The sequence below is a fragment of the Sphingobium quisquiliarum P25 genome (assembly GCF_000445065.1).
Taxonomy (GTDB): domain Bacteria; phylum Pseudomonadota; class Alphaproteobacteria; order Sphingomonadales; family Sphingomonadaceae; genus Sphingobium; species Sphingobium quisquiliarum.
Window position 1 is genome coordinate 17,426 of the sequence record NZ_ATHO01000023.1, and the last position, 25,735, is coordinate 43,160.

The window sequence follows — 25,735 nt, forward strand, 5'->3', positions numbered from 1 at the left end:
ATCAGCGGAGTGCTGGGGCGGCCCCGTCCTGCGCTCCGCCCCCCAGCGCTCGAACGAGCGTGATCGCCGCCCGCCTTCGCGCCGTCTGCACAGTGATGAAGGCCTGTTGCGCCGCCAGCGCGGCAGTTTGTGCAGTGACGACTTCCAGATAGTCCGCCGCGCCATCGCGATAACGGTCCAGCGCCAGTTCTTCCCCGCGCGCGGCGGCCTGTGCCGCCCGCTGCCGGTCGGCTTCCTCGGCCGCCAGCGCCGCGTTGCTGGCCAGCGAATCCTCTACCTCCTGGAAGGCATTCAGCACTGTTTCGCGGTAATTGGCGGCGAGGATGTTATATTCCGCCTCGCTGACGGCAACCCGAGCCCGCTGCCGCCCGCCATCAAAGAGGTTGAGCACCGCCGACAATGGTCCCAGCGCCCAATATCCGGTTGGGGCGCTGATAAGGGGCGCGCCACTGGCCTGAAAACCACCGGCCAGAGCCAGATCGATGCGGGGGAACCGGGCCGCCTTCGCCACGCCGATGCGGGCATTGGCAGCGATCAGTCGCCGCTGCGCCCCGGCAATGTCAGGTCGCCGTTCTAGCAGGGTGGATGGCAGGCCCGGCGCAATGGCGGGCAAAGCCGCAATGCTATCGGCTGGGGTAATGGCAAATTGCCCAGGCATCATGCCAGTCAATGTCGCGATGCGGTTCTCCAGCGTCGCCCGGCGCGCGGCGATCTGCCGGAACAGCGCCTGAGCATTGGCCAGCTGCGTTTGCGATCGGCTGCGATCCACGCCCGATGCGATGCTGCCTTCATGGCGAATGCGGATCAGTGCGTCTGACGCTTCGTAAGCGTCCACGGTGCGGCGCAGCAGGGCGCCTTCCCGGTCAAGTCCACGCAACTGGAAATAGGCATCCGCCAGCGCGCCATGAAGGCTGAGGCGGACGGAGGCGAGACTGGCCGCTTCGACTGCCGCGTCCGCTTCGCTAGCCCTGACGCTGTGGCGGACCCGGCCCCACAGGTCGATTTCATAGTTCAGCGCACCGCCCAGAATATATTGGTCCGCCGTTACCGGAACGCCGGGACCGATGGGCCGTCCAGCGGACAGCCGTTCGCGCGAAAGGGCCATCTGACCATCCAGTGTGGGGGCGAGGTCCGCACCGGCAAGGCGCGTCTCCGCCTGCGCGCGGTCAAGCCGGGCTACTGCTGCGGCAAGGCTGGGGCTGTCCACGTCCGCCCGCGCGATCAGGTCGTCCAGTACAGGGTCGTCGAAATCACGCCACCATTGCCCTCGCGGCTGCCGGTCCGCCGGCGCGGCATTACGCCACAGCGCGCCATATTTATAATCTTCGGCCATCGGCGTGGCCGGAATGTGCAGAGGCGGCGCCATGGAACAGCCCGCCATCAACAGCAGGGCGGGCGCGGCGAAGTTAATCCTGCGCATCGGCGGCACCTTTCCCCCGGTTGCGGACGATCCGAACCTGATCCCCTTGTGCCAAAGCCTCCGGCGGGGTGGCGATCACGCGGGCCTGCGGGGTCAGGCCGGAAGCGATCTGCACGCTGGCGCCATCGTCCCGTCCGATCACAACCGGGCGCATCGTCACGCGCCCTTCGCTATCGACCAGCCCCACCATCGTTCCCTTCGGTGTGACAATCAGCGCACTGGCAGGCAGCGTTACGGCGGTGCCTGCCGCCATCGGGATGGCCACTTCAGCGTAGCCGCCCGGCTTCAGCCGCTGGCCAGTATTGTTCACCTCGAACTCGGCCAGCACCGTGCCCGATGCCCGGTCCACCGCACCTGCCGTCCGCACCAGTGCGGCGTCGAAACTCTCGCCCGGATATTCCGGTACGGTCAGACTGGCCACCACACCCCGCGTCAGCTGTCCTGACAAGGCCTGGGGCACACGGACGCGCAGGCGCAGTCGGCGGTCATCTGCAATGGTGAACAGGGGGCTGGCCACGCCGTTTCCCGCATTCACCAGGGCGCCTATTTCCGCGTTGCGGCTGGTCACCCGGCCTGCAAAAGGTGCCACAACACGGGTGAAGCCGAGCGTGGCGCGCAATCGTTCGACATTGGCACGGGCGGAACTGGCAAGGGCCGTTGCCGCCGCTAGCCGCCCGCTTTTTTCATCGGTTTCCTGTTGCGATACCGCGTCCTTCGCCCGCAGCGCGTCCCAACGTACGGCCGTAGTTTGCGCCAGTCCCCGGTTGGCTTCTGCCGTGCGCAGGTCCGCTTGCGCCTGTGCCAGTTGTTGTTCAACCTCCGGCGCGTCCAGCACGGCCAGAACCTGCCCCGCACGCACATGATCGCCAATATCGACCAGTCGCCGCGCAACATAGCCGCTGGCGCGGGCATGGATGGCGGCCTCGTTATCCGGTTCCAACATGCCGGGCAGACGAATGGCGCCTGCTTCCGCCGGTTTTGGGTGCATCACATTGACGGTCGGCAATGCATTGGCGCGGGCGAATTCCGCCTGTTCGGTATGGTCCGCATTGCGGGCAACGATGCCGCCACCCACCAGCAGCGCTACGCCAATAGCTGCCGCCGCACCATAAAGGCGGCCCTTTCGCGATGAAGTCCGTGATGGGGTGGGATCAGACATGGCTCGGTTCCAGTTCGATAGTGCGGGTTTTCGGGGCGCCCTTGCGGTGGGCCAGCGCGAACAGCGCAGGCACCAGCACCAGCGTGGCGATTGTGGCGAACGCCAAACCGCCGATCACCGCACGGCCCAGCGGCGCGTTCTGTTCCGCCCCTTCGCCCAGGGCCAGCGCCATGGGCGACATGCCGATAATCATGACCAGCGCGGTCATCAGCACCGGGCGCAGGCGCACCATGCCCGCTTCCAGTGCGGCGGTTGCAGCATTGCCCGTTTCCGCCAGCCTTTCGCGCGCGAAACTGACGACGAGGATGGCATTGGCGGTCGATACGCCCATTGCCATGATCGCGCCGATCAATGCCGGCACGGACAAGGTGGTGCCGGTCAGGAAAAGCATCCATGCAATGCCTGCCAATGCGGCGGGCAACGCGCCGATGATGACAAGCGGATCGATCCAGTTCTGGAAGTTCACCACGATCACCAGATAGATCAGCAAGATCGCCGCGATCAGGCCGAATGCAAGGCCGGTGAAGGCTATGTTCATCGTTTCATATTGGCCGCGCAGTGTGACGGTGGATGCTTTCGGCAATTCCTTTTTCAGCGCGGCGATGGCGGCGTTCACATCGCTCGCAACGGCACCCAGGTCACGCCCTTGCGTAGTGGCATAGATGTTGATGACCGGCTGAATGTCATATTTGCTGACGACGGACAGTGTGTTGCTGCGTGTGATCTGCGCGACACCGCCAAGCGTTTGCGATGCGGCATCGACGCCACCTGCGACTGGCAGCGCAGCCAGATCGACGACGGAGCCTATGTCCCGTTCCGGCAATTGCGCCACGACAGGATAGGACACGCCATTTTCGGGGTTGAGGTAGAATATGGGCGAGCTTTGCGCCGTACCGGCAAGCGCAGTGCCGAGGCTGGCCGTAACATCCCGCTGGCTTAGACCATATTGCGCGATGCGTGCGCGGTCGACATCGACATTCAGTTGGGGATAGCGGGTCGATTGCTGAATGCGCGCGTCGGCCAGCCCCGGAATCTGCCGCACGCTTTTCAACAGTTTTTGCGCATATCGCTGATTTTCCGCGATGTTGCGCCCGCGTATTTGGATATCGAGAGGGGCTGGCGATCCGAAATTGAGGATCTGGCTCGTCATGTCTGCTGGCAGAAAAGCAAAATCGACGCCTGGGAATTTGAGCGGTAACTGTTGGCGCAATGCACGCACATAGTCATTCGTGTCCCCGCGATCCTTTGACAAAGTGATCAGGATATCGCCTTCATTGGTCCCGACCGTGCCGGAATTGGCATAGATATTGTTTAGCGCCGCCAGAGAGATGCCGATATTATCGACCATCGTTTCGATTTCCGCATCGGGGATCACGCTGCGGATATGTTGTTGCACCTGCGCGAAAGTGGCGGAACTCTGTTCGATCCGCGTCCCCGCAGGCGTCCGCACATGCAGGGCGATCTGGCCGGAATCCACCGCCGGGAAGAAGTCCCGACCGAGCAGCGGCACCAGCGACAGCGACAGAAGCATGACGCCTAGAAAGACCATGGCAAAGCCGCGGCGAACATCCAGCACGCGGCGCAGCAACTGGCCATAACGGGCGCGCATCCGTTCGAACCGCTGATCGAAGCCGCGCTGAAAGTGAACGAAAATATTGCGCGTCGGGCGGGTCTTTGCTCCTTCATCATGCGGGCGCAGCAGGAACATCGCCATGGTCGGCACCAGCGTGCGGGCGAGCACGAAGGACGTGAGCAAGGCGAATATCACCGCCAGCGCCAGCGGCACGAACAGGAACCCTGCAATGCCCGGCAGAAAGAACATCGGCACGAACACGATGCAGATGCTCAGCAGCGCGACCAGCGCAGGTTTCACGATTTGCGCCGCACCATCCATGATGGCGGCGATCACGCCCTTGCCCTGTTCCAGATGCCAGTTCATGTTTTCGATAGTCACGGTGGCGTCGTCCACCAGAATGCCGATGGCCAGCACCAACCCGCTCAGCGTCATCAGGTTCAGCGTGTGGCCCACCGCGCCCAGACCGGCAATGGAACCCAGGATCGCCAGCGGAATGGCCGTGACGATGATGATGGTCGATCGCCACGATCCAAGGAACAGCAGGATCATGAGCGACGTCAGCAGTGCAGCGAGAGCGCCTTCGGTCACCACCGACGAAACCGCCGCCTTCACCAGTTCTGACTGGTCACCTATTGCCGTCACCTTCAGCGTATCGGGCAGGCCGGCCAGCGCTTGCGGCAGGCGCCGCTTGATCCCGTCGACAATGGCGAGTGTGGATGCGCCACCGCTTTTAAGCACGGTCATCAGAGCGGATCGCTGCCCATCCACATGGACCACGTTGATCTGCGGGGCGGAGCCGTCGCGCACCTGTGCGATATCGCGCATCAGGATGGTGGCGCCGTCCACCACCTTCACCGGCAGATTGTTCAGTTGCTCGACCGATGCCGGGGCGTTGTTCAGGCGGATATTATATTGCAGGTCGCCGATCTTGGCGAAGCCGACCGGGCTGATTTGCGTCTGCGCGGTCAGCGCGTTCGCTACGTCTTGCGCAGAAAGGCCACGCGCTTGCAACGCGGCCGGATCAACATCAATCTGCATCTGGCGCTGCTTCCCGCCAGAAGGGAATGGCATGGCTACGCCGGGCACCGTGACCAGTAGCGGACGGACCTGGTTCAATCCCAGATCGAATAGCTGCTGTTCGCTCAAGCCCTTTCCCGACAAGGCCAGTTGCAGGATGGGCACGGTGGAGGCGTCGTAATTGACGATCATGGGCGGGGTGATGCCCGGCGGCAGCTGACGCAGGATGGTTTGCGAAATGGAGGTGACCTGTGCCGTAGCCGTGCGGATGTCGACGCCCGGCTGGAAATGGATTTTCACCACTGCGACCCCGTTCAGGGACTGGCTTTCGATCCTCTCGATATCGTTGACCGCATTTGTCAGCACGCGTTCGTAAGGCGTGACGATGCGCCCGGCCATGTCCTGCGGCGACAGGCCGGTATAGGTCCATGCCGTCGCAATCACCGGCACGCCGATGCGCGGGAAGATGTCCACCGGCATTCGCAGGATAGACAATGTCCCGATGCCGAAGATCATCACGGCCATCACGATAAAAGTCAGCGGTTTGGTCAGCGCGGTGCGCACTAGCGCGATCATCGTTCGCCGCGCCCTGATGAATTGGTCATGGTTTCGAGCCTCCCGTCGGGGAGGTCAAAAGCGGCACTACCTTAAGGCAGGCTTATGCCAGGACGATAATTTTGCTGCCGCGCAGCGCGGATCTCGCCGCATCGGCGAGTGGTAAGGATGCCTTAAGCTGCACGGCTATCATGCAGGGCTGCAACGCGCGCGCGATATTCGTTGTACTAACGTATCGCCACCCGCGACGGCCAAGGAGATTGCTATGCCACACTATGATGGTCGCCCCCATGTCCTCATTCTTGGCGGCAATTTCGCCGGGTTGGCCTGCGCACAGAAGGTGCGGCAATATGTGGGGGACAGGGCGCGCATCACCGTGATCGATCGCAAAAGCTATCTGCTTTTCATTCCCAACATTCCCGCTGACGTGTTCGAAGATCGCAACCCAGCACTGCACCAGCGGATGGATCTGGTGCCCATCCTGGCAAAGGATGATATCGATTTTATCCATGGAGAAGTCACTGCTGTCGACATTGCAGCGCGCAATGTAACCTTCAGGCCCGCAGAACGAGGTGGCGCCGAAGATCATGTCGAACATTATGATTATGTCATCTTCGCACTGGGTGCCCGGCTTGCCTATGATCGGATCGAGGGCTTCGCCGAGCACGGCCACACTGTCAGCGACCTGTATCACGGGGAAAAGCTGCGCCGCTATCTCAACACCCGCTACGCAGGCGGCCCGATCGCGATCGGATCGGCAAGGTTCCACCAAGGGGACGGAGCTGACGGTCTGGAACCCTATCCCGGCGGATCGATCCCGCGGGCGCTTGCCGCCTGTGAAGGGCCTCCTGTCGAGGTCATGATGTCGATGGCGACCTGGCTCAAGGATCGGAAACTTGGCGGCCCCGAAAACGTCACTGTCTTTACGCCAGCCCCCATGATCGCGGAAGATGCAGGCGAGGATGTCGTCAAACAACTCCTGACACTCGCGACCAAGATGGGCTTCAACTACTGGAACAACACGCAGGACGTCACGCGACTGACGGCCGACGCCATCGAGTTTGCCGATGGCCGCACCCTGCCGGCAGAGGTGAAGATCATTTTCCCCGACTGGGTAGCGCACGACTTTGTCAAAGGCCTGCCTGTCAGCGATTCCGAAGGGTTCATCAAAACCGACCTGCTGATGCGCAACCCTGACCACCCCGAAGTGTTCGCCTGTGGCGATTGCGCCGCTGTTACGGTGCCCAAATTGGGCGCCATCGGACATCAGCAATCAGACATCATCGGGCTTCAACTTGGCAAGATTTTCGGCACCGTGGACGCGGAAAAGGCTGACGTTCCGCTGAAGCCCGAGGTGCTCTGCATCGGCGATATGGGCGATCGGAAGGCGTTCTGGCTACATTCCAACAGCTGGTTCGGCGGTGACCGCCAAATACTGAAGATGGGGCGCGTGCCCTATTTCCTGAAAATGCGATATCGCGACATGTTCTTCGCCGCCGATGGCAAAGTGCCCGCATGGGGACTGGATGCCGCAGAACTGATCGCGGAAGGGCTTTGAGCCGCCATGACAAACCTGACCATACTGCAACTCAATGATCTACACGGCTATGTGGAGGCCCACCCCGAACTACAGCGGGATGCGCGCGGCGATTTTCAGTTCGCGCAAATGGGCGGGCTGGCGCGGATCAAGACTCTGTTCGATCAGGCGCGGCAGGAAAATCCCGGCGGAGTAATTGCGCTGGATAATGGCGACACGTTCCACGGCACCCATTTCGCCGTGCAGGACCAGGCGCGGGCGATGGTGCCCCTGATCAACGCGCTGGGCTTTGATGCGATGACCCTGCACTGGGAATTCGCCTACGGCCCGGAACGTGTGGCTGAAATGTCGAGGGAACTGGCCCATCCCATACTCGCCGCGAATATTTTTCGCGAAGACAGTGGCGAACTGTTCATGCCCCCCTCGACCATCGTCGAACGCAATGGGGTGCGGGTCGGCATTGTCGGCCTCGCTTGCCCGATTGTGGACAAGACGATGCCGCCCTCCTTCAGCAAGGGGCTTCGCTTCGTCATCGGCAATGCCGAACTGCCCGGCCATATTGCGCGGCTTCGGCAGGATGCCGATCTGATTGTGGTCCTGTCCCACCTCGGTTTTCCGCAGGATGTGCAACTGGCCAAGGACGTGACCGGAATCGACGTCATCGTCAGCGGGCACACCCACAACCGCATGGAAAACGCCGTCGTCGTCAATGGCGCAATCATCTTCCAGTCGGGCTGTCATGGCTCCTATGTCGGGCGGCTTGATCTGGATGTTTCGGACGATGGCCTTCAGGGCTGGCGCCATCGCCTGATACCTGTCGATGACAGCGTCGCGAGCGATCCGGGCCTGGCGGATGGTGTCGCCACGGCTCTCGCAAGCGAAAGGCAGGCGATGAGCGAGGTCGTCGGGCACACGGACGTCGCACTGCATCGGTATGCGATGCTCAACAGCCCGATGGACGACCTGCTGCTCGAAGCCATCGCCGAGGCAGTGGGAACGCCGATCGCCTTTTCCAATGGCTGGCGTTACGGCGCACCGATCGCGCCCGGGCCGATAACGATGAACGACCTTTGGAACATGGTGCCGGTGGACCCGCCTGTTTCGGTTGTTGACGTTACCGGCTCGGAAATCCGCGAGATGCTGGAGGAAAATCTCGAGCGGACCTTTGCGTCGGATCCGTATGATCAGATGGGTGGCTACATCAAAAGGATGCGTGGCGTCCGGCTCGTCTTCAAGGCGGAGAACGATAAAGGCCGCCGTATTGACCGACTATATGTCGACGGCGCTCCGATTGAGGAATCCGCTCGGTACACCGCCGCTTTCATTACTGCCCAAGGTGTTCCAGCGAAATTCGGGACTAACCGGCGTAAACTGCCTATCTCGGCGATTGAAGCTCTGCGTCGAAGGCTTGCGAGACCATGGCTTGGGGCGGATGGCGCAGAAAGCTCGAGCACTGAACTCGTATAATTGCGCGCAATCATATACACGATGACAGAAAGTGAAATATTGTGTTGGGTGCTTCCGGTTTCCTGCGGTAGGGGTCTGTTATCGCAATCCTGAAAGGACCCGACATGACCCTGCACATTGGCGACACCGCACCCGATTTCACCGTCGACACCCAGAACGGCCCCATCAGCCTGCATGAATGGGCTGGCGACTCCTGGGTCTTCTTCTTCAGCCACCCGGCCGATTTCACTCCGGTTTGCACGACCGAGATGGGCCGCACAGCCCAGCTTGCCGATCAGTTCGACGCGCGCAACGTCAAACCGCTCGGCCTGTCGACCGACACTGCCGACGAACACCGCAAATGGATCGAGGATGTTAATGACACCCAGAACACCAACCTGACCTTTCCCATCGTCGCCGACGCGGATCTGTCGATTGCCAAGATGTATGACATGATTCACCCCGATCAGAGCGCGACCGCAGCGGTGCGATCGGTCTTCATCATCGATCCAAAAAAGAAGATCCGGCTGACAATGACCTACCCGATGAGCGTGGGACGCAACTTCGACGAGATATTGCGCGTGATCGATGCGCTTCAACTCGGTGACGCCAAGCGAATCGCGACCCCGGCAGACTGGCAGAAGGGCAAGGAAGTGATCATTCCTCCATCGATCAAGGATGACGAGGCACGCGGCCTCTTCCCGCAGGGCTGGACCGAGCACCGCCCTTATCTGCGCACCGTATTGGTGGACTGAGAGTCTGATGCTGCGAGGCTCTACAGCCTCGCAGCATCATTTGCGTGGCGCGATCCGAGCGAACATGGCCGCGCCGCCGCCGGCCTGCAGTCGGGCCGCGACCGCGTCGGCACGGGATATGGCCACCGTCCCCGCATAGGCATCAAGCAAGGCGCTGACTTCAGCGATACGGGCCTGGTTGATGCGATAGAAAACCAGCTTTGCCTCGCGGCGCGTATGGACAAGGTCGGCCTTCCGCAGGACGCCGAGCTGCTGGCTAAGGCCGGGCTGCACGACATTGGCTAATTGTTCGATCTCACCGACTGAGCGCTCACCATCTATGAGGGTGCGCAGCAGGGAGAGGCGCACCGGATGCGCAAGCGCGCGGAGCAATTCCGCTGCGGCATCGAGATCAAGCGTCGCGATGTCCGCCATCATGCCTGATCCTTGATCGGCGTATAGAACCAGTCGGTGCCGGCGAGCGCGGCCAGCACGTCGGCGACATCATGACTCGGGACCGCGAGCAGGTCGCCGCCCGGCATCCAGCCTTCCGGCGCCAGAGCCGATCCATCATGGACACGCTGAAGCGCGGCGACGAGCCGTAGCATCTCCTCCACCGAACGTCCGACGCTGGCCGGATAGCAGGTCGAGGCGCGCAAAATCCCGTCCGGATCGAGGAAATAGGTCGTCCGCACCGCGCTTGCGTCCATCGCGTTCGGGCCAACCATGCCATAGGCGCGCGCGATCTCCAGCGTCGGGTCTTCGATGATCGGGAAGTCCACGACGACATCGAACCGATCGCGGATCGCGCGGATCCAGGCGAGGTGGGAAAACAGGCTGTCGACCGACAGTGCCATCAGTTCGCAGCCCAGCGCGGCGAATCGATCATGTGCGCGCGCGATCGACACGAACTCGCTGGTGCAGACCGGCGTGAAGTCCGCGGGGTGCGAAAAGAGCGCAAGCCATCGTCCGCGGAAATCCGAAAGTGAAACCACGCCACGTGTGGAGCGGGCGGTGAAGTCGGGGGCTTCCTCGCCAAGGCGCAAAGCGGAGCAGGAGGGGAGCTCAGAAGCCAAATCGAACCTTTCATTCATAGTGATCGCCATTGTCATCCATCTCATTAGTTGACGCAATAACAATACTCGATTATTTGAAACGTGTAATCGAGAAAGTTTGGAGAGTCGAGATGGACCACCCTGATGAGCCGCTCATGCTCGCAACGCAGATTGTCGCTGATACCCACGCCGGGAAGATAACCGCGCCGGTTGTGCGCTCGTTCTTTGACGAGCCGACATTCACGGCAAGCTATGTGGTGCACGACCCGGCAACCCGGTCAGCCGCCATCATCGACAGCGTGCTCGACTTCGATCCCGCATCCGGCCGCACGGACCACGGCTCTGCGCAGGCGATCATCGATTATGTCGAGGCTGAAGGGCTGAAGGTCGAGTGGCTGCTGGAAACCCATGCCCATGCCGATCATCTGTCTGCCGCGCCTTTCCTTCAGGAAAAGCTGGGGGGCAAGCTCGCCATCGGCCGCGTGATCACGACAGTCCAGAACGTGTTCGGCAAGATCTTCAACGAAGGCACGCAGTTCGAGCGTGACGGGTCGCAGTTCGACCATCTGTTCGATGACGGAGACAGATTCTCGATCGGTTCGATCCCTGCGGTCGCGCTGCATGTGCCGGGGCATACGCCCGCTGACCTGGCCTATGTGATCGGCGACGCGGTGTTCACCGGCGACACGCTGTTCATGCCGGACTATGGCACCGCCCGCGCGGATTTCCCCGGCGGCAATGCGCGAATGCTTTATCGCTCTATCCGCCGCCTGATGGATTTGCCGCGCGAGACGCGCACTTTCCTGTGCCATGATTACAAGGCACCGGGCCGCGACGACTTTGTGTGGGAAACCACCATCGGACAGGAACGCGACTCCAATGTCCATGTCCATGAAGGCGTGGGCGAGGACGAGTTCGTTGAAATGCGCACCCGGCGTGACGCGACGCTGGGGATGCCACGGCTTATACTCCCCTCGATACAGGTGAATATGCGCGGCGGGCATCTGCCTGAGCCGGAAGAGAATGGCACGCGCTACCTCAAGCTTCCGCTGGATGTGCTGTGATGCCTGACTATGCCATGCCGGTGCAGGGACTGATCGGTGGTCTGATGATCGGCACGGCGGCTGCCATCATGCTGCTGGGCGCGGGCCGCATCGCTGGCGTCAGCGGCATGGCGGCGCGGGCGATCGGGCTGGGCGGCGGCGCACCGCGCACGCTCGCGCTGGCCTTCATCATCGGCCTGCCTCTCGGCGCGGCACTTGTCGCATGGCTGGCGGGACCGATACTGTCACGCTTCCCCATGAGCATGGCAATGCTCGCTGTCGCCGGGCTGATCGTCGGCATCGGCACGCGGCTGGGGTCGGGGTGCACCTCCGGCCACGGCGTATGCGGCATGTCGCGGCTGTCGAAGCGATCCATCGTTGCGACATGCACCTTCATGGCGACCGGCTTTGCGACCGTGGCCATCGTCAATGCAGTCGGAGGTGGCTGGTGATGCGCACCGTGATCGGCCTTGCCTCCGGCCTGCTGTTCGGTGCGGGTCTTGCCGTTTCGGGAATGCTGGACCCTGTGCGGGTCCGCGGGTTCCTGGACCTGTTCGGCGTCTGGGATCCCACCCTTGCCTTTGTCATGGGCGGGGCGATGATCCCCATGGCCATCGCCTGGCTGGTCCAGCGGCGGATGGCGGCGCCCGTCGCCGATGCCGATTTTCATCTCCCCGATACCAACCCGATCACGCCGCGCCTGCTCGGCGGGTCTGCCTTGTTCGGCATTGGATGGGGGCTTGGCGGCCTTTGCCCCGGTCCTGCGCTGGCCGCCTTTGCCATCAATCCTGCGGCAGCCGCCGTTTTCACTGCTGCGATGGCGGTCGGCTTCGCGATCGTCTGGGCGCTTGATCGCCCGCCGGTCCACGCCTGAACTTAAAAAAGGAGAGGTTCGATGAATCCTCATAAGCTGGATGAGAAACTGCTCGTTTGCGGCCAGATTATACCTGAAGACATTGCCCAGGCCGCATCTGCCGACATCCGTCTGATCATCAATAACCGGCCCGATGGAGAAGAGCCCGGCCAACCCCTCTCAGCCGACCTGAAGGCACAGGCTGAAGCGCTCGGCATCGTCTATCGTCATATTCCCATCAGCGGTGGCAATTTCGATGAGGCGTCTGTGACGGCTTTCGGCGATGCGCTGGCATCTTTCGATGGCCCCGCGCTCGCCTTTTGCCGGACGGGCACCCGTTCCACGACGCTGTGGGCCTTGTCGCAGGCCGGATCGCGCCCGACCGCCGCCATCCTGAGCGCAGCAAATGCAGCTGGTTACGATCTGTCGCAATTGCGCGATCGGATCGAGGCCATAGGGGCCGGCGGCCCGGACAGCCGGGCGATCGATCGCCCCGCCGCGCGCTATGATGTTGTGATTGTCGGCGGAGGTGCAGGCGGCATCGCGACGGCAGCATCAATCCACAAACGCGACTCTTCTCTGTCGATCGCGATCATCGAACCACGCACCGACCATTATTACCAGCCCGGCTGGACGATGGTCGGCGCGGGCGTTTTCGACCCGAAAACCACTTGTCATTCGATGGCATCGGTGATGCCCAAGGGTGTCACCTGGATCAGGGAAGCCGCGCACAGCTTCCAGCCCGAACAGGATCAGGTGACGACGGCCAGTGGCAGCGTGATCGGGTATCGCGCACTGGTCGTTGCGCCGGGCAACGTGCTGGACTGGGACGCGATCGACGGGTTGGCGGAGACGCTGGGCCGAAATGGCGTCACCTCCAACTATCGCTACGACACGGCGCCCTACACCTGGGAGCTGGTACGCAATCTGCGGGAAGGTGTGGCGCTGTTCACCCAGCCGCCAATGCCCATCAAATGCGCGGGCGCGCCGCAGAAGGCGATGTATCTGTCGTGCGACAACTGGCTTGAACGCGGGGTTCTGAACAACATCGATGTTGCCTTCCACAATGCGGGCGGCGTGCTGTTCGGCGTGAAGGACTATGTCCCCGCGCTGATGGGCTATGTCGAGCGATACGGCATCGACCTCAATTTCGAATCTACCTTGATCGCGGTCGACGGCGCGGCAAAGACCGCGACCTTCCGCGAAAAGACGGGCGAAGTGACGCGCGCGTTCGACATGATCCACGTAACCCCGCCCCAGATCGCGCCGCGCTTCGTTGCCGACAGTCCGCTGGCGGACAAGACCGGCTATGTCGAGGTCGATCAGGTAACGATGCGGCACGTCCGCTACCCCAATATCTTCGGCCTTGGCGATGGCGGCTCCACGCCCAATGCCAAGACCGCCGCAGCGGCGCGCAAGCAGGCGCCGATCGTGGCGGTCAATCTGCTCGCCATGCTGAAGGGTGGCGAGCCGGTTGCAGGCTATGACGGCTATGGCTCATGTCCGCTGACGGTGGAGAAGGGCAAGATCGTGCTCGCCGAGTTCGGCTATGGCGGCAAGCTGCTGCCCAGCTTCCCTACATGGCTGATCGACGGAACGCAGCCTGCGAGACTGTCCTGGCTACTCAAGTCGGAAGCGCTGCCGTGGATTTACTGGAACGGCATGCTCAAGGGGCATGAGTGGCTGGTGAAGCCGCAACCGATCGACCGCGTCCGTCAGGCGGCGTGATCGCCATGCTCGAACCGCTGCAATATGTCCTGGGCCTGCTGTCTGGCTCGCTGGTCGGCTTTTCGCTGGGGCTGGTTGGCGGCGGTGGATCGATCCTGGCCGTGCCGCTGATGGTCTATCTGGTCGGCGTCTCCAGCCCGCATGTCGCCATCGGCACGTCGGCGCTGGCGGTCGCGGTCAACGCCGCAACGGGGCTGGCCAGCCATGCGCGGGAGCATACGGTCAAATGGCGCTGCGGCGGCATGTATGCGGCGGCGGGCGTCCTTGGCGCGCTGGGCGGGTCGACAATCGGCAAGGCGTTCGATGGACAAAAGCTGCTGTTCCTGTTCGCTCTCGTGATGATCGTCGTTGGCATATTGATGCTGCGCGGGCGCAAGGCGCTCGGCATAGCGGGCGCCCAATGCAATCGTGAGAATGCGCCCAAGGTGCTGGGCTATGGGCTGGGCACTGGCATCTTCTCCGGCTTTTTCGGTATCGGCGGCGGTTTCCTGATCGTCCCCGGCCTCGTCGCATCGACCAGTATGCCGATCATCAACGCGGTCGGAACCAGTCTCGTGGCGGTGACGGCATTCGGCCTGACGACAGCCGCCAACTACGCATTTTCCGGGCTGATCGACTGGGCGCTGGCTGGCGTATTCATCACTGGCGGCATCGCTGGCGGGTTCATCGGCACGATCGTGGCCAAGCGGCTGTCTGGCACCGGCACGTTGACCACGGTGTTCGCCGTCCTGATCTTTGTCGTGGCAGCCTATATGCTGGTTAAAAGCGTTGGCGCGATAGTGTAGCATATTGTCCAATTGGAAGATGCCGGTCCGTCTGCAATTGCGGCCTGGGAGTAATTGCCATGTTCGACGCTTTCGATGCCTTGCTGCTCGCCCGAATCCAGTTCGGGTTCACGGTCAGCTTCCACTTCATCTTTCCGGCCTTTTCGATTGGCCTGGCCAGCTATCTGATGGTCCTGGAGGGACTGTGGCTGAAAACCGGGCGGGACATCTATCTCGACCTGTTCCGCTACTGGGTGAAAATCTTTGCAATTGCCTTTGCGATGGGCGTGGTTTCCGGCATCGTCATGTCCTATCAGTTCGGCACCAACTGGTCGGTTTTCTCGACAAAGGCAGGGCCGGTGATCGGGCCGCTGATGGCCTATGAAGTGCTCACCGCTTTCTTCCTGGAGGCAGGCTTCCTTGGCGTCATGCTGTTCGGCATGTCCAAGGTGGGCAAGGGGCTGCATTTTGCCGCTACCTGCATGGTGGCGCTCGGCACGTTCATTTCGGCTTTCTGGATATTGTCGGTGAACAGCTGGATGCAGACGCCCACGGGCTTTGAGATCTCACCCGATGGCCGTTTCCTGCCGGGCCCTTCCTGGCTGGCGATCATCTTCAACCCCAGCTTTCCCTATCGGCTCGTCCATACGGTGATTGCTGCCTATCTGACGACGGCTTTTGTGGTTGGCGCGGTCGGGGCCTGGCATCTGCTGCGCGACTGCAGAAACCTGCACGCGCGAAAGATGTTCAGCATGGCGATGTGGATGGCCGCGATCGTCGCGCCGGTCCAGATTTTCGCCGGTGACATGCATGGCCTCAACACGCTGGAGCATCAGCCCGCCAAGGTCATGGCGATGGAGGGGCATTATGACAGCCATCCGGACGGCGCGCCGCTAATCCTGTTCGGCATTCCCAACAGCGCGGAGAAGCGCATCGATTATGCCGTCGAAATTCCCAAGGCGTCTTCGCTGATCCTGAAGCACGATCTGGACGCACCGCTCGCCGGCCTCGATACGATTCCCGATGACCGCGAGCCTCCCGTGCCGGTCATCTTCTGGTCGTTCCGCGTAATGGTTGGCATTGGCTTTGCCATGCTCGGTCTTGGGTTGTGGAGCCTGTTCGCGCGGATGCGTAAACGCCTTTACGACTGGCCGGGGCTGCATCGCGCTGCCGTGCTGATGGGGCCGTCGGGCTTCGTTGCGGTTATCGCGGGGTGGATCACAACCGAAGTCGGCAGGCAGCCATATACCGTCTATGGAGAATTGCTGACAGCCCAAAGCAGTTCTCCCCTTGCAGCGCCCGCTGTCGGTGCATCCCTGATCGCGTTCGTCATCGTCTATTTCGCGGTCTTTGGTGCGGGCACATGGTATATTCTGCACCTGATGCACAGGCCGGCCGTGCCGCATGAGCCCGAACATGAACCTGTGCCCGTGCGCGCCGCGGGCATAACCCCTGCGCCTGCCATCGTCACCGGGGCGGAGTAAACGCGATGGGCATCAATGTCGATCTGACGGTCATCTGGGCTTTCATCATCGCCTTTGCCGTATTCATGTACGTCGTCATGGACGGGTTCGACCTGGGCATCGGCATCCTGTTCCCCAGCTTCAAGGTGGGGGAAGAACGCGATCAGGCGATGAATTCGATCGCGCCGGTGTGGGACGGTAATGAAACCTGGCTGGTGCTGGGCGGAGGCGGGCTTTTTGCCGCTTTCCCGCTGGCCTATGGTGTGATCCTGACCGCGACCTACCCCCTCATCATCGCGATGCTTCTGGGGCTGGTGTTCCGCGGCGTGGCGTTCGAATTTCGCTGGCGCGATCCACGCCACCGCGCGCTGTGGGATATGGCATTCAGCGTCGGTTCCTTCATCGCCGCCTTTGCACAGGGCGTGACGCTGGGTGCGATCCTCCAGGGCGTTCAGGTCGAAAACCAGGCCTATGCCGGTGGCTGGCTCGACTGGCTGACCCCGTTCAGCCTGTTGACCGGCGCCGGGGTGGTGATCGGCTACGCGCTGCTAGGCGCCACCTGGCTGATCTGGAAGGTGGAGGGGACCGCTGAGGCGCACGCGCGCAGGCTCGCCCTTTGGGCGGCGATCGGCACCTTGTTCGCAATGGCCGCAGTCAGCGCCGCGACCCCATTTTTGCAGTTCGAATATTGGAAGCGCTGGTTCGATATGCCCGGCGTGCTGGCGACCGCACAGGTGCCGTTGCTTACCGCGATTGTCGCATTCCTGTTGTTCCGGAAGCTGCGCGGCGGGGCGACGGCAGCACCGTTCCTGCTCGCGCTGGCCCTGTTCGCTTTGGGATTTGCAGGTCTTGGCATCAGCCTGTTCCCCTATATCGTGCCCGACAGCATAACGATTTGGGACGCTGCCGCGCCAGAGCGGAGCCAAGTCTTTATGTTGATCGGCACCGCGATCATCATGCCAATTATCCTTGCCTACACAGGATGGGCCTATTGGGTCTTTCGTGGCAAAGTTGGCACGCACGGCTATCACTGATGAACGGTGCTCCGGACCCTTTGTGGAGGCGGCTCATCTGGCTTATCGCTATATGGATGATGAGTGTCGGCTCACTGGTGCTGGTGGCAGGGGTTCTCCGATATTGGCTGAAGACTTAGCATCAGCATAAGACGTTTGAGTGCCAAGAGCGAACGTCGAGCACCAACCGTTCGAAATATTCGAACGGCTGTTTCCGTCACAAGCTGCCGCCTGCATCCACTTTCCTAGGCTCAGGACCCATTAAATCGTTTGCGCTGGACGCAAGTGTTTGATTCAACATCAGCACCAAGGAGGTGCTGCCGATGTCCGAATTGTGGTTGTTGAGCGAGGCGCAGATGCGCCGGATTGAGCCCTATTTCCCACTGTCGCACGGCATCCCGCGGGTCGATGATCGGCGGATCGTGAGTGGGATCATTTTCGTGATCAGGAACGGGCTGCGCTGGCGTGACGCACCGGTCGGTTAGCCTGCCGTGATGAGAACGCTTTGCTCCCGCACGATCCGCGACTGAAATTGCCGGAAGAGATCCGCGTAGGGCGAACCGAGCGAAGAGTTCTGCTTCGCTGGCGTCGGATAGATCATCATCTGGTTCGCGGACGCTGGCGGCCAGACTTCCCTGATTGGGAAGAGGCCATGATCGTCCTCGGTCCAAGTGACCGAACCATGCAATTTGCAGAGATAGACGAAGGCGTCGACCGCTGTCCATTTGCGGCTGGCGACGTCGAGCTGCTCGGCTAAGGCGTAGCGAAAACTGGCCGGATTGAAGCGGCGTTCCACCACGCCGGAAAAGCCATTGGCATATGGAATGCCGAGGCGGTCCATCGCCAGTTCGCTGAAATGATCGTAGTTGGTCGTGAACACCCACGGCCGGGGCAAGGACCGATCCCGCAAGACCAGCTTCTTGTAAAACCGCTCGTAGAGGTCGCGCACGGTGGTGTCGCCATCCGTGGCAAATCTCCCCTTGGTGACACGGGTCCAGAGGAAATCCTGGACCTTTTTGATGATGCCATCGAGCACCGCCCGATTGGGGTGAAGAGCAGCGTTCTCGCTATGGCGCAGCACGAACCGCTGCGCGAACAACACCTCCATCAAGCGTTCAAGGTTACGACTGTAATCCTTCGCTAGGTTTCCCCGCAAAACTCCTCCGCCAAAGGCGCCATCGTAGAAATGCCAAGCTCTTTGTCGTCCTTCATCAAAGACGAGCATCCAGCGCCGAGCAGGAATGCGATGTTCTTGGCGCTCATCGCCTCCGAAATGGCCTGACGAGCGCTCTCGGCCCCCCTGTTCCAATCAAGATCTGAAGGTTCAGCGTCGCCTTTCCGCAGAAACTGGAATTTTCGCCCTTCGCACCCTCACCCATATACCCCCATCCCCAATCTTATCTGGCCACGCGATTGGCTCGCGCGGCTATATCTGCACATCGCGCCATGAGCGCCTCGAACGGCTCTGCGTCATCGAAGAGCAGGTGACTAGCGGTCAGCCTTAATCTGGTAGGCGAGACGCTCTCGGCTTTCCATCAAGGCTGCCAGAGCCTTGTTGTACCAGCGTAGCGAAATGAAATGTCCGCGGAGATGTTGGTTGTGTGGCTCCCAATCCCAAACGACTGTGACGTTCAGCTTGATAGAGACTCACCTGTGCGACAATATCGATTTCGACAATTAGTTCAAATATCATTGAACTGTGAATCGAAATCCCTATCTGGGTTGCCTTCCCAACGACCGGAGGCCAAACCATGCAGTTGATTCCGTTCGTGCTAGACGGCGCCGCGCCATCCGTCTGCATCTCCATGCTCGACACGCCCTACGGGGTCGACGCGCTGTCGTCGCCCGTCGCGACATTTGGTGGCAGCGGCGCCAGCCAGCTATACACTGCCACCATGCAGCTGACCTTCGAAGGCTACGGCATCAGCATGTTCCACGCCTGCTGGGCGTCTTCGCGCGACGAAGCGACTAAACGGGTCAGCGTGCGCATCGCGTCACATCTTCTGGCCGAAGTGGAAGTTCATAGCGGCATTGTGCTCGACCATCCCGTCGTCCGACGTCTAGTGCCGAGCGGGGTGGCCCGCCGGCTTGCGGAAGAGGGTGACTGCTGTCCGCGCTGGCGGCCGCTCCAACAGGGCGGCGACCTCCACATTCAAGAGCGGGCCGGCGCGTGAGCCGGATCGATCAGCTCTTATCGATCGCCTTGAGCAGCGTGGCCGCAGTCTCCCGCGCGACCGCAGGCGTGACCCGGTAGGTCACTTCGCGGCCGTTCTTTTCGGACGCGACGAGTCCGGCCTCCCTCAGCACCTTCAGGTGCGTCGACATGAGGTTCTTGTCCACATTAAGCGACTTGGCAATCTCGCCCTGAAGCATGCCATGCTCGCCCTTGCCGAGCAGGAGCTCGAACGTCCGCCAGCGCGTGGGCTGGCCTAGGGCAGCAAAGATGGGAAGTTTATTCAATTCCATGATTCATAGATAATCAATCATTGAATTCTTCGCTAGTCCCATCTTCCTTCGTTTCGGACAAAACAAGAAAAATCAGAAAAGTGACGCGCGGTCGTACGATAGTTCTTGAAATATTGAACAATGTACCATATATGTGACGCTTGCGCGGTGGGAATGAGAGACCGCGATGAGAGGAGCAAACAACAGACGATGGTGACGGAGACGAAACCCATGGACGATTCCTTCAATCACGCCGACCCTATTTACACCTCGTGGGAGGTGGAAGACCCGCTGGGTCGCGATCGCGACACCGACCTGGTCGTCGTCACCACGCGGCGGGCTCTCTGCCGCATGGCATTTGTGGCGGCGGAGACCGCCACCCGCTTCGAACGCGATGGGATCGACCATGATCCGGTCGCCTGGATGATGACGCCGCGGCGGCTCTTCGACGGTGAGAGCGCGCTTGATGCCTGCCTCGACCGGACAGGGTTCAAGCGGGCCGTCATCCTGCACAGCCTGTGCTTCGGCATGGATGCCATGCCGCAGCAGATCGACGACCTTATGGACGACGATGACGATTTCGAGGAGGATGAAATTGAAAAGGCGTTTGCGCAGTCGCAGGCACCGGGGCACAACGGGCGCATGCGGATGATCGGAAAAGGACAGGTGACCCTTGCGGTGCCACACTGCCGTACATCCGTTCCCTACGCGCCGCCGCGTGAAAGCTCGCGTCGCGCGCACCGACCGAAGCTCAAGCGCCGCGCCGAAGCGTTGGGCGCCATGAAGGCGCATCCCTGATGGGCGTGGCCGCCGCTTCGGCGGCGGTCCGACCCCGCTTCGCCGGAAGCGGTAGCCGACAGCTGTATCAGCTCGAACTCACCGAGGGGCCGACCGGCCTCGGCGATCCCGACGCACCGAACATCGCGGTGGTCGTCGACGTCGAGACCACAGGCCTCGACCGGAAGCGCGACGTCATAATCGAGCTGGCCATGCGCCAGTTCCGATATGACGACGCGGGCCGAGTCACCAACATCGGCCGATCCTTCACATGGCTGCAGGATCCCAGCCGTCCGCTGACGGAGGAGATCATGAAGCTCACCGGTCTGGATGATGACATGCTCAAAGGGCAGTCGATCGACAAGGAGGTTGCGGCGCGCATCCTGCGCAGGGCCGATCTGGTGGTGGCTCACAACGCCAGCTTCGACCGGCCGCGCGTCGAGGACGAGATCCCCGAAGCCGCCGGTAGAGCCTGGGGCTGCAGCTGCGTCGAGATCGGCTGGCGCGACTTCGGCTTCGACGGTCGGAGTCTCGGCTATCTGCTGTCGCAGGCCGGGTACTTCAACGGTGCCCACCGCGCCGCGGCGGACGTGGACAGCACGATTGCGCTCCTCGCGCACGAGGTGGCGCCGGGGCGTTCCGCAATGGCGGAGCTGGTGACCCGGTCGGCGCAGGACAGCTGGATGGTGCGTGCCGTCGGCACCGCGTACGAGCGCAAGGACGACCTGAAGGCGCGCGGCTATCGCTGGGACCCGGATGATCGGATCTGGTGCCGCGAGATAGCCGACCGTGAGGAGGAGGAGGCGTGGCTCATGCTTAACGTCTACTCCCCATGGGCGAGCCCGACGTCGGCAGCGCCCGAATGGCGCCGGATTTCGGCCCGCGAGCGCTGGGCCTGACTCACCTGAATGGCTGACCCACCGATCGGGCGGCACCGGTCGCGACCATCCCTTCCGGGATGCCTCGCAGAACGGGAACACTGACCCTTTTCCTGTCCGTCGGGCGCGTCCTCCGCTGCCCTTCATACGCATGGAGATTCCACATGGCTGAACACCTAGCTGACGGTCTGTTCGTCGGACCGGACAACTATGTTCCCCGGCTCGGTACGGGCGACGACGCTTGCACGGTCGAAATCCTCCGGCGTCGGTCGGACGGCCAGATCGTGCCGGTCTGGTCCGTCGTCCTTGACGGCCCGAAAGCGGCGAGGACGCTCTACGACTGGATGATGACAAATCCCCCGAGCTGGAGCATGTGGGGTCGGCTGTCGCTGCGCGTCGGGCCGGAAGCGGCGGGTCGTCTAATCATAAGGGCGGCCGACGAGCACGAGCGCGTCCGGATCGAACAGGAGCGGCTGCGGCGCGAAAATCAGAAGGAGCAGGCGCGCCTCTCCCGGCAGATCACGCTCTATTACTACGATCCGAAGAAGAAGGCGCCGTCGCTCGGACTGGAGCGCGGCAGCGAGAATTCGCCCTTCTTCCGCATGACCTTCACCGAGAAGTGGGAGCGCGACCGGGTTCTGGACTGGCTCACGAATCAGCGCGCGCACTTCGCCGACATGGAGGAACTGTGGGCCGAGCACGGGGCGCTGGCGCTCGAGCGGCACATCCTTGCCGGCATGCGCGAGACCGAACGCGTGGTGAAAGCGCGCGGCGACAGCGCGGGCGGCCGCCGCCCCCTGCGCTTCTGGAGGGGCGAATGATGGCTGGCGGCCTTATTCCCGTGGGCGGCGGATCGAAGCTGCCTGTCGGACCGGCAACGTCCGATCCGGGCCGTGTCGGCAGGCCTTCCATGATGCTCGCCAGGAGCTTGTCCGGCCGCCCGCTGCAGTTCGGCGCCGATATCAAGCTTCCGCTGCGGGGCGGCGATCGCCTCGGTCCGTCGGGGATCGTCTCCGATCTCGAACTCGACTGGGAGCCGGAACTCATGCGTTTCGTGGAGGACGCGTGCCTCGATCAGCGGATCCGGGGTCGCGATTGGTTCGCCTTGCCGCCGGTCCTGCTCGGCGGAGAGGCAGGGGTTGGCCGCACCCATGTCGCGCGCCGTCTGGCGAGGGCTGCTGGCGTGCCGCACATCATGTTCGACGCCACGACGTGGATGTTCACCTGGCGCTGCGCCGGACCCGACGTTCATCTTCCGCTTCCCATCGCTGCGGCTATGGCCGCCAGCGGTTGCGCTAACCCGGTGGTCAGCGTGACAGGTGTGCCGCGCGCCACTCCCGCAATGGTCGACCTGCTGATCAGGCTGGTCGACCGCTCGATCAACGAGAGTTTTGTTGACCAAGCGGCAGGCGTGGTCGTCGACTACAGCGCAGTCACCTGGATCGTCCATGCGCCTCCGCGGCGCCCAGCGTCCGGACCGCAGGCCTACCGTCACTATCAGCAATCGGTCGACCCCGAGCCGCACGTCCCGGCGGCGCTCGCGAGGCACCTGCATCGCATCGATCTGCAGGACGTCGCCCCAGAGCAGTACCAGCTGCTGGTCGTAGACCTGTTGGCCGAGGTCCTGGACGATCTCGGCGTCCCGCTGCCGCCTCTGATGGATCTCCAGGCGCTGTTCGACCTCGCCGGCCAGTGGCGCGATCTCAGCGTGGGCGAGATCTACGACCGGCTCCAGATCGAGGTTCGCCTCCACGTGGATGACCACCCCCTCTGACCACCACCCAACGAAGGAGAAGAAGATGGAAGACGAAAATCCGAAGTTGCGCATCCTGGTCGATGGCCGGGAGATCGAGCTCCCCTCGACTGAGCCGAGCGGGCGCGACGTGCTTGCCGCCTTGGGGGCCGACCCAGACAGCCGCGACGTGCTCATTCGCGTCGATGGCGGCTGGGCCCGCCTGATGGCGCCGAGCAATCCGGTGGTCGGCCTTGACGGCGAGGCACACTTCCGCCTCCACCGCAACGCTACGCTGAGGTACCTGCGCGTCGATGACGCAGTGTGGGAGTGGGGCGCCCCCGGCATCCAGGAGCATGACATCCGCGAGATCGCCGGCATTCCCGACGGGCGGCGCCTGTTCCAGGCCGGCGACGTCCTGCGGACGGGCGAGGTCGTCGATCTCACCGTCGACTGGGTCCCGAAGGTCGAGTCGCGTCCCGAGATGGCGGGCGCCCTGACCGTGCCCGTGGTCGTGAACGGCCGCCGCCAGAGTCTCGCCGTCCCGGAAGTGTCGTTCGAGGATCTGGTGGGCATCGCCTATCCCGACGTTCCGGCGATCTCAAACAGCATGTTCACCGTCACCTACCGTCGCGGTCCTCTCGACCGGCCGGAAGGCAGCCTCGCCCCTACGCAGCGCCTGCGGGCCGTCCATGGAGTGGTGTTCAATGTCACGGCAACTAATAAGTCTTAGTCCGGACCTGCAGCGACTGGTCGACGAAGGCTACGACGTGTCGATCGAGGGAGGATATCTCATCCTGCGGGATGTCCCCTATCTCGATGCGCGTCGGCGCGTGTGTCGCGGTGCGCTTGTCAGCGGGCTCGACCTCGCCGGCGACCGCACTGTGCCGCCGCGCGACCACACGGCCTATCTTGCCGGTTCCATGCCGCACACCGCCGACGGTCGCCCGCTCAGCCGGATGGCCCATGCTCGGTTTCGCCGTGACCTCGGCCACGGCATCGTTGTCGAACACATGCTCTGCAGCAGGCCCTTCGACGGCGAATTCCCGGACTTCCACGCCAAGATGGTGACCTTCGTCGAGCAGCTCTCCGCCCATGCGAAGATGTTGGAGCCAAACGTCACCGCTCGCACCGGACAGGTCATGCTGCCGGAACGGGAGCGTTCTTGTTTCGCATATCTCGACACCGGTAGCGCCCGCCACGGGATTGGGGCCTTCACGTCCCGGCTGGAGGGGCTGAGCGTCGCCATCGTCGGCCTGGGCGGCACCGGCTCCTATATCCTCGACCAGATCGCCAAGTGCCCGGTCGCGCGCATCCATCTGTTCGACGACGACCGCTTCGACCAGCACAACGCGTTCCGTTCGCCCGGCGCGCCGTCCCTCGACGACCTGCGCGCGCGTCTCACCAAGGTCGGCCACCTGGCCAGCATCTACTCGCGAATGCACACTGGCATCATCGGGCATGAGGCGAAGCTGGGTCCGAACAACGCCCATCTGCTCGATCATGCCGACTTCGTGTTCGTCGCGATCGACGTCGGCGTCTCCCGCCGGATCATCGTCGAGCAGATCGAACGCCGCGGACTGCCCTTCATCGACACGGGCGTCGGTCTGGAGGCCACGGACAAAGGCCTGACCGGCGCGGTCCGCGTGACCACCAGCACGGAGCACATGCGCGAGCACGTTCGCGATTCAGCCCGCATCCCGATGGCGGCGGCCGGTGAGCACATCTACGGTTCCACCGCGCAGGTGAGCGACATGAACATGCTGGCGGCCGCGCTCGCCGTGATCCGCTTCAAGAAGCATTTCGGCTTCTATCTTGATCTGGAGCGGGAGCACCATTCGGTCTTCCAGATGGACGGCGCACAGCTGATAAACGACGATCGTCCGGGGGGAGGGCTATGAAGGAAAGGGCTGCGCCGCGCACCGCTATCGGCGAATCGACCCGGTTGGAACTGGCGACTCTGGCACTGGAGGTGCGTGCGCGTCGGGTTCAGATCTACCGCAACCATCTGGCCCGCTCGATCCGGCTGGCGTCGCCGCTGCTGATCGACGCCTGCACGTCGCAGGAGCTGGACGAGGCGACATGGCGGGTGAAGCCCAGTCGCCACTGGCCGCAGGGACCGGACGGCCGGATCGCAGTGCGCGGCTGGTCCGCCGTGAGCCGTCGCGACGATCGCACGCGCGTGAGCGCAGTCAACCGCATGACCGGCGAACGGTTCGAGGTGCTCGAGAAGCTCGTCCTGCGGATGGGCAGCAACACGGCCCACATGATTCTTAGCGTCGGCTCGCTCTCGATAGTGACGAGGCTGCGGGGCGGCATCCTCTCGCTGCCCCGGGTGCTCGCCGACGCCGAGCGGGCGGACCTCGTCGGGGCGACGCTCGATCGAGCCGTCGAGCATCCAATCCTCGTCGGGCGCCCCTATCCGATCGTGGAGGTGCCGCGGCCCCGCTCCGCCCGCATGACCCTGATCAGGTTCGAAGCGGCGCCAGTCGAGTGGCGGGTGCCGTGGGCGCGCCCGTGGGAGGTGCCGTATTGACCGC

Annotated in this window: 26 protein-coding genes and 1 pseudogene; 20 read left to right on the plus strand and 7 right to left on the minus strand. The window is 62.7% G+C overall.

All coding sequences use genetic code 11. The features are described from left to right. Position 1: 1 nt before the first annotated feature. Genes L288_RS25385 through L288_RS25395 form a run of 3 tightly spaced genes read right to left on the minus strand, consistent with a single transcriptional unit; the run spans position 2 to position 5,748 of the window. The gene (locus L288_RS25385; protein WP_021236946.1) at positions 2-1,420 is read right to left on the minus strand and encodes an efflux transporter outer membrane subunit; all 1,419 of its coding nucleotides are present in this window, start codon (positions 1,418-1,420) and stop codon (positions 2-4) included. Continuing rightward, positions 1,407-2,579, minus strand: a complete 1,173-nt coding sequence (locus L288_RS25390) for an efflux RND transporter periplasmic adaptor subunit (RefSeq protein WP_021236947.1) — start codon at positions 2,577-2,579, stop codon at positions 1,407-1,409. Before L288_RS25390 ends, L288_RS25385 begins: the two co-directional genes overlap by 14 nt. Next, the gene (locus tag L288_RS25395) at positions 2,572-5,748 is read right to left on the minus strand and encodes an efflux RND transporter permease subunit (RefSeq protein ID WP_021236948.1); all 3,177 of its coding nucleotides are present in this window, start codon (positions 5,746-5,748) and stop codon (positions 2,572-2,574) included. The genes L288_RS25390 and L288_RS25395 overlap by 8 nt, the downstream gene beginning before the upstream one ends. Before the next feature lie 244 nt (positions 5,749-5,992). On the opposite strand from L288_RS25395, the gene L288_RS25400 reads away from it, so the two are divergent. The 3 genes from L288_RS25400 to L288_RS25410 all read left to right on the plus strand — a co-directional run bounded on the left by L288_RS25400 (position 5,993) and on the right by L288_RS25410 (position 9,465). After that, positions 5,993-7,285: an NAD(P)/FAD-dependent oxidoreductase gene (locus L288_RS25400; protein ID WP_021236949.1), complete on the plus strand. Its 1,293-nt coding sequence runs from the start codon at positions 5,993-5,995 to the stop codon at positions 7,283-7,285. Between the two features lie 6 nt (positions 7,286-7,291). After that, positions 7,292-8,731, plus strand: coding sequence for a bifunctional metallophosphatase/5'-nucleotidase (locus tag L288_RS25405; protein ID WP_021236950.1), 1,440 nt, complete (start codon positions 7,292-7,294; stop codon positions 8,729-8,731). Positions 8,732-8,835: 104 nt separating this feature from the next. Then, entirely contained in the window at positions 8,836-9,465 is a 630-nt protein-coding gene (locus L288_RS25410) for a peroxiredoxin (protein ID WP_021236951.1), read from the plus strand. 36 nt (positions 9,466-9,501) lie between these two features. Here L288_RS25410 and L288_RS25415 read toward each other — a convergent pair whose 3' ends face one another. Together L288_RS25415 and L288_RS25420 are read right to left on the minus strand one after the other, a co-directional pair. After that, positions 9,502-9,882, minus strand: coding sequence for a metalloregulator ArsR/SmtB family transcription factor (locus L288_RS25415; protein ID WP_021236952.1), 381 nt, complete (start codon positions 9,880-9,882; stop codon positions 9,502-9,504). Next, positions 9,879-10,550: a peroxiredoxin gene (locus L288_RS25420; protein ID WP_021236953.1), complete on the minus strand. Its 672-nt coding sequence runs from the start codon at positions 10,548-10,550 to the stop codon at positions 9,879-9,881. Before L288_RS25420 ends, L288_RS25415 begins: the two co-directional genes overlap by 4 nt. Positions 10,551-10,654: 104 nt before the next feature. On the opposite strand from L288_RS25420, the gene L288_RS25425 reads away from it, so the two are divergent. From L288_RS25425 to L288_RS25460, 9 genes and pseudogenes are all read left to right on the plus strand, one after another. After that, the gene (locus L288_RS25425) at positions 10,655-11,563 is read left to right on the plus strand and encodes an MBL fold metallo-hydrolase (RefSeq protein WP_021236954.1); all 909 of its coding nucleotides are present in this window, start codon (positions 10,655-10,657) and stop codon (positions 11,561-11,563) included. Continuing rightward, positions 11,563-11,994, plus strand: a complete 432-nt coding sequence (locus L288_RS25430) for a YeeE/YedE family protein (RefSeq protein WP_021236955.1) — start codon at positions 11,563-11,565, stop codon at positions 11,992-11,994. Before L288_RS25425 ends, L288_RS25430 begins: the two co-directional genes overlap by 1 nt. After that, complete coding sequence (locus L288_RS25435) at positions 11,994-12,416, plus strand: DUF6691 family protein (protein WP_021236956.1); 423 nt, start codon at positions 11,994-11,996, stop codon at positions 12,414-12,416. Before L288_RS25430 ends, L288_RS25435 begins: the two co-directional genes overlap by 1 nt. 21 nt (positions 12,417-12,437) lie before the next feature. After that, positions 12,438-14,123 (plus strand): TIGR01244 family sulfur transferase, encoded by a 1,686-nt coding sequence (locus L288_RS25440; RefSeq protein WP_021236957.1) that lies wholly within the window; start codon positions 12,438-12,440, stop codon positions 14,121-14,123. A gap of 5 nt (positions 14,124-14,128) precedes the next feature. Then, the gene (locus L288_RS25445; RefSeq protein ID WP_031303886.1) at positions 14,129-14,908 is read left to right on the plus strand and encodes a sulfite exporter TauE/SafE family protein; all 780 of its coding nucleotides are present in this window, start codon (positions 14,129-14,131) and stop codon (positions 14,906-14,908) included. A gap of 59 nt (positions 14,909-14,967) precedes the next feature. Next, positions 14,968-16,371: a cytochrome ubiquinol oxidase subunit I gene (locus L288_RS25450; protein ID WP_021236959.1), complete on the plus strand. Its 1,404-nt coding sequence runs from the start codon at positions 14,968-14,970 to the stop codon at positions 16,369-16,371. Between the two features lie 5 nt (positions 16,372-16,376). Beyond that, positions 16,377-17,384 (plus strand): cytochrome d ubiquinol oxidase subunit II, encoded by a 1,008-nt coding sequence (gene cydB / locus L288_RS25455; RefSeq protein ID WP_021236960.1) that lies wholly within the window; start codon positions 16,377-16,379, stop codon positions 17,382-17,384. Then, on the plus strand, positions 17,384-17,503 hold the full coding sequence (locus tag L288_RS42250; RefSeq protein ID WP_152522031.1) for a DUF2474 family protein: 120 nt from the start codon (positions 17,384-17,386) through the stop codon (positions 17,501-17,503). The genes cydB and L288_RS42250 overlap by 1 nt, the downstream gene beginning before the upstream one ends. Before the next feature lie 183 nt (positions 17,504-17,686). Further along, a pseudogene (locus L288_RS25460) lies at positions 17,687-17,839 on the plus strand (transposase); the annotation flags it as partial. A 5-nt stretch (positions 17,840-17,844) separates the two neighbouring features. On the opposite strand, the gene L288_RS25465 reads toward L288_RS25460, so the two are convergent. Then, entirely contained in the window at positions 17,845-18,471 is a 627-nt protein-coding gene (locus tag L288_RS25465; protein ID WP_236612997.1) for an SIR2 family protein, read from the minus strand. A gap of 643 nt (positions 18,472-19,114) precedes the next feature. Here L288_RS25465 and L288_RS25470 point away from each other — a divergent pair. Then, complete coding sequence (locus L288_RS25470) at positions 19,115-19,537, plus strand: hypothetical protein (protein WP_021236962.1); 423 nt, start codon at positions 19,115-19,117, stop codon at positions 19,535-19,537. A gap of 10 nt (positions 19,538-19,547) precedes the next feature. Here the strand turns inward: L288_RS25470 and L288_RS25475 are convergent, their stop codons facing one another. Continuing rightward, positions 19,548-19,829, minus strand: coding sequence for an ArsR/SmtB family transcription factor (locus L288_RS25475; protein ID WP_021236963.1), 282 nt, complete (start codon positions 19,827-19,829; stop codon positions 19,548-19,550). A gap of 210 nt (positions 19,830-20,039) precedes the next feature. Here L288_RS25475 and L288_RS41885 point away from each other — a divergent pair, with 210 nt between their 5' ends. From L288_RS41885 to L288_RS25500, 7 genes are all read left to right on the plus strand, one after another. Further along, positions 20,040-20,606, plus strand: coding sequence for a hypothetical protein (locus tag L288_RS41885; RefSeq protein ID WP_152522032.1), 567 nt, complete (start codon positions 20,040-20,042; stop codon positions 20,604-20,606). Next, positions 20,606-21,484 (plus strand): 3'-5' exonuclease, encoded by an 879-nt coding sequence (locus L288_RS25485; RefSeq protein WP_021236965.1) that lies wholly within the window; start codon positions 20,606-20,608, stop codon positions 21,482-21,484. The genes L288_RS41885 and L288_RS25485 overlap by 1 nt, the downstream gene beginning before the upstream one ends. 143 nt (positions 21,485-21,627) lie before the next feature. Then, positions 21,628-22,284 (plus strand): hypothetical protein, encoded by a 657-nt coding sequence (locus L288_RS25490; protein WP_021236966.1) that lies wholly within the window; start codon positions 21,628-21,630, stop codon positions 22,282-22,284. Then, on the plus strand, positions 22,281-23,237 hold the full coding sequence (locus L288_RS41890) for a hypothetical protein (protein WP_051209610.1): 957 nt from the start codon (positions 22,281-22,283) through the stop codon (positions 23,235-23,237). The genes L288_RS25490 and L288_RS41890 overlap by 4 nt, the downstream gene beginning before the upstream one ends. A gap of 25 nt (positions 23,238-23,262) precedes the next feature. Next, positions 23,263-23,928, plus strand: coding sequence for a multiubiquitin domain-containing protein (locus L288_RS41895; RefSeq protein ID WP_021236968.1), 666 nt, complete (start codon positions 23,263-23,265; stop codon positions 23,926-23,928). Then, positions 23,903-25,096: a ThiF family adenylyltransferase gene (locus tag L288_RS25495; protein ID WP_031303894.1), complete on the plus strand. Its 1,194-nt coding sequence runs from the start codon at positions 23,903-23,905 to the stop codon at positions 25,094-25,096. Before L288_RS41895 ends, L288_RS25495 begins: the two co-directional genes overlap by 26 nt. Next, positions 25,093-25,731, plus strand: a complete 639-nt coding sequence (locus L288_RS25500) for a hypothetical protein (RefSeq protein ID WP_021236970.1) — start codon at positions 25,093-25,095, stop codon at positions 25,729-25,731. Before L288_RS25495 ends, L288_RS25500 begins: the two co-directional genes overlap by 4 nt. Positions 25,732-25,735: the final 4 nt, after the last annotated feature.

Coding starts and splice junctions, on each gene's coding strand:
- L288_RS25385 (WP_021236946.1), bottom strand. CDS start 1,420: ATGCGCAGGATTAACTTCGCCGCGCCCGCCCTGCTGTTGATGGCGGGC.
- L288_RS25390 (WP_021236947.1), bottom strand. CDS start 2,579: ATGTCTGATCCCACCCCATCACGGACTTCATCGCGAAAGGGCCGCCTT.
- L288_RS25395 (WP_021236948.1), bottom strand. CDS start 5,748: ATGATCGCGCTAGTGCGCACCGCGCTGACCAAACCGCTGACTTTTATC.
- L288_RS25400 (WP_021236949.1), top strand. CDS start 5,993: ATGCCACACTATGATGGTCGCCCCCATGTCCTCATTCTTGGCGGCAAT.
- L288_RS25405 (WP_021236950.1), top strand. CDS start 7,292: ATGACAAACCTGACCATACTGCAACTCAATGATCTACACGGCTATGTG.
- L288_RS25410 (WP_021236951.1), top strand. CDS start 8,836: ATGACCCTGCACATTGGCGACACCGCACCCGATTTCACCGTCGACACC.
- L288_RS25415 (WP_021236952.1), bottom strand. CDS start 9,882: ATGATGGCGGACATCGCGACGCTTGATCTCGATGCCGCAGCGGAATTG.
- L288_RS25420 (WP_021236953.1), bottom strand. CDS start 10,550: ATGGCGATCACTATGAATGAAAGGTTCGATTTGGCTTCTGAGCTCCCC.
- L288_RS25425 (WP_021236954.1), top strand. CDS start 10,655: ATGCTCGCAACGCAGATTGTCGCTGATACCCACGCCGGGAAGATAACC.
- L288_RS25430 (WP_021236955.1), top strand. CDS start 11,563: ATGCCTGACTATGCCATGCCGGTGCAGGGACTGATCGGTGGTCTGATG.
- L288_RS25435 (WP_021236956.1), top strand. CDS start 11,994: ATGCGCACCGTGATCGGCCTTGCCTCCGGCCTGCTGTTCGGTGCGGGT.
- L288_RS25440 (WP_021236957.1), top strand. CDS start 12,438: ATGAATCCTCATAAGCTGGATGAGAAACTGCTCGTTTGCGGCCAGATT.
- L288_RS25445 (WP_031303886.1), top strand. CDS start 14,129: ATGCTCGAACCGCTGCAATATGTCCTGGGCCTGCTGTCTGGCTCGCTG.
- L288_RS25450 (WP_021236959.1), top strand. CDS start 14,968: ATGTTCGACGCTTTCGATGCCTTGCTGCTCGCCCGAATCCAGTTCGGG.
- cydB (WP_021236960.1), top strand. CDS start 16,377: ATGGGCATCAATGTCGATCTGACGGTCATCTGGGCTTTCATCATCGCC.
- L288_RS42250 (WP_152522031.1), top strand. CDS start 17,384: ATGAACGGTGCTCCGGACCCTTTGTGGAGGCGGCTCATCTGGCTTATC.
- L288_RS25465 (WP_236612997.1), bottom strand. CDS start 18,471: ATGGAGGTGTTGTTCGCGCAGCGGTTCGTGCTGCGCCATAGCGAGAAC.
- L288_RS25470 (WP_021236962.1), top strand. CDS start 19,115: ATGCAGTTGATTCCGTTCGTGCTAGACGGCGCCGCGCCATCCGTCTGC.
- L288_RS25475 (WP_021236963.1), bottom strand. CDS start 19,829: ATGGAATTGAATAAACTTCCCATCTTTGCTGCCCTAGGCCAGCCCACG.
- L288_RS41885 (WP_152522032.1), top strand. CDS start 20,040: ATGGACGATTCCTTCAATCACGCCGACCCTATTTACACCTCGTGGGAG.
- L288_RS25485 (WP_021236965.1), top strand. CDS start 20,606: ATGGGCGTGGCCGCCGCTTCGGCGGCGGTCCGACCCCGCTTCGCCGGA.
- L288_RS25490 (WP_021236966.1), top strand. CDS start 21,628: ATGGCTGAACACCTAGCTGACGGTCTGTTCGTCGGACCGGACAACTAT.
- L288_RS41890 (WP_051209610.1), top strand. CDS start 22,281: ATGATGGCTGGCGGCCTTATTCCCGTGGGCGGCGGATCGAAGCTGCCT.
- L288_RS41895 (WP_021236968.1), top strand. CDS start 23,263: ATGGAAGACGAAAATCCGAAGTTGCGCATCCTGGTCGATGGCCGGGAG.
- L288_RS25495 (WP_031303894.1), top strand. CDS start 23,903: ATGTCACGGCAACTAATAAGTCTTAGTCCGGACCTGCAGCGACTGGTC.
- L288_RS25500 (WP_021236970.1), top strand. CDS start 25,093: ATGAAGGAAAGGGCTGCGCCGCGCACCGCTATCGGCGAATCGACCCGG.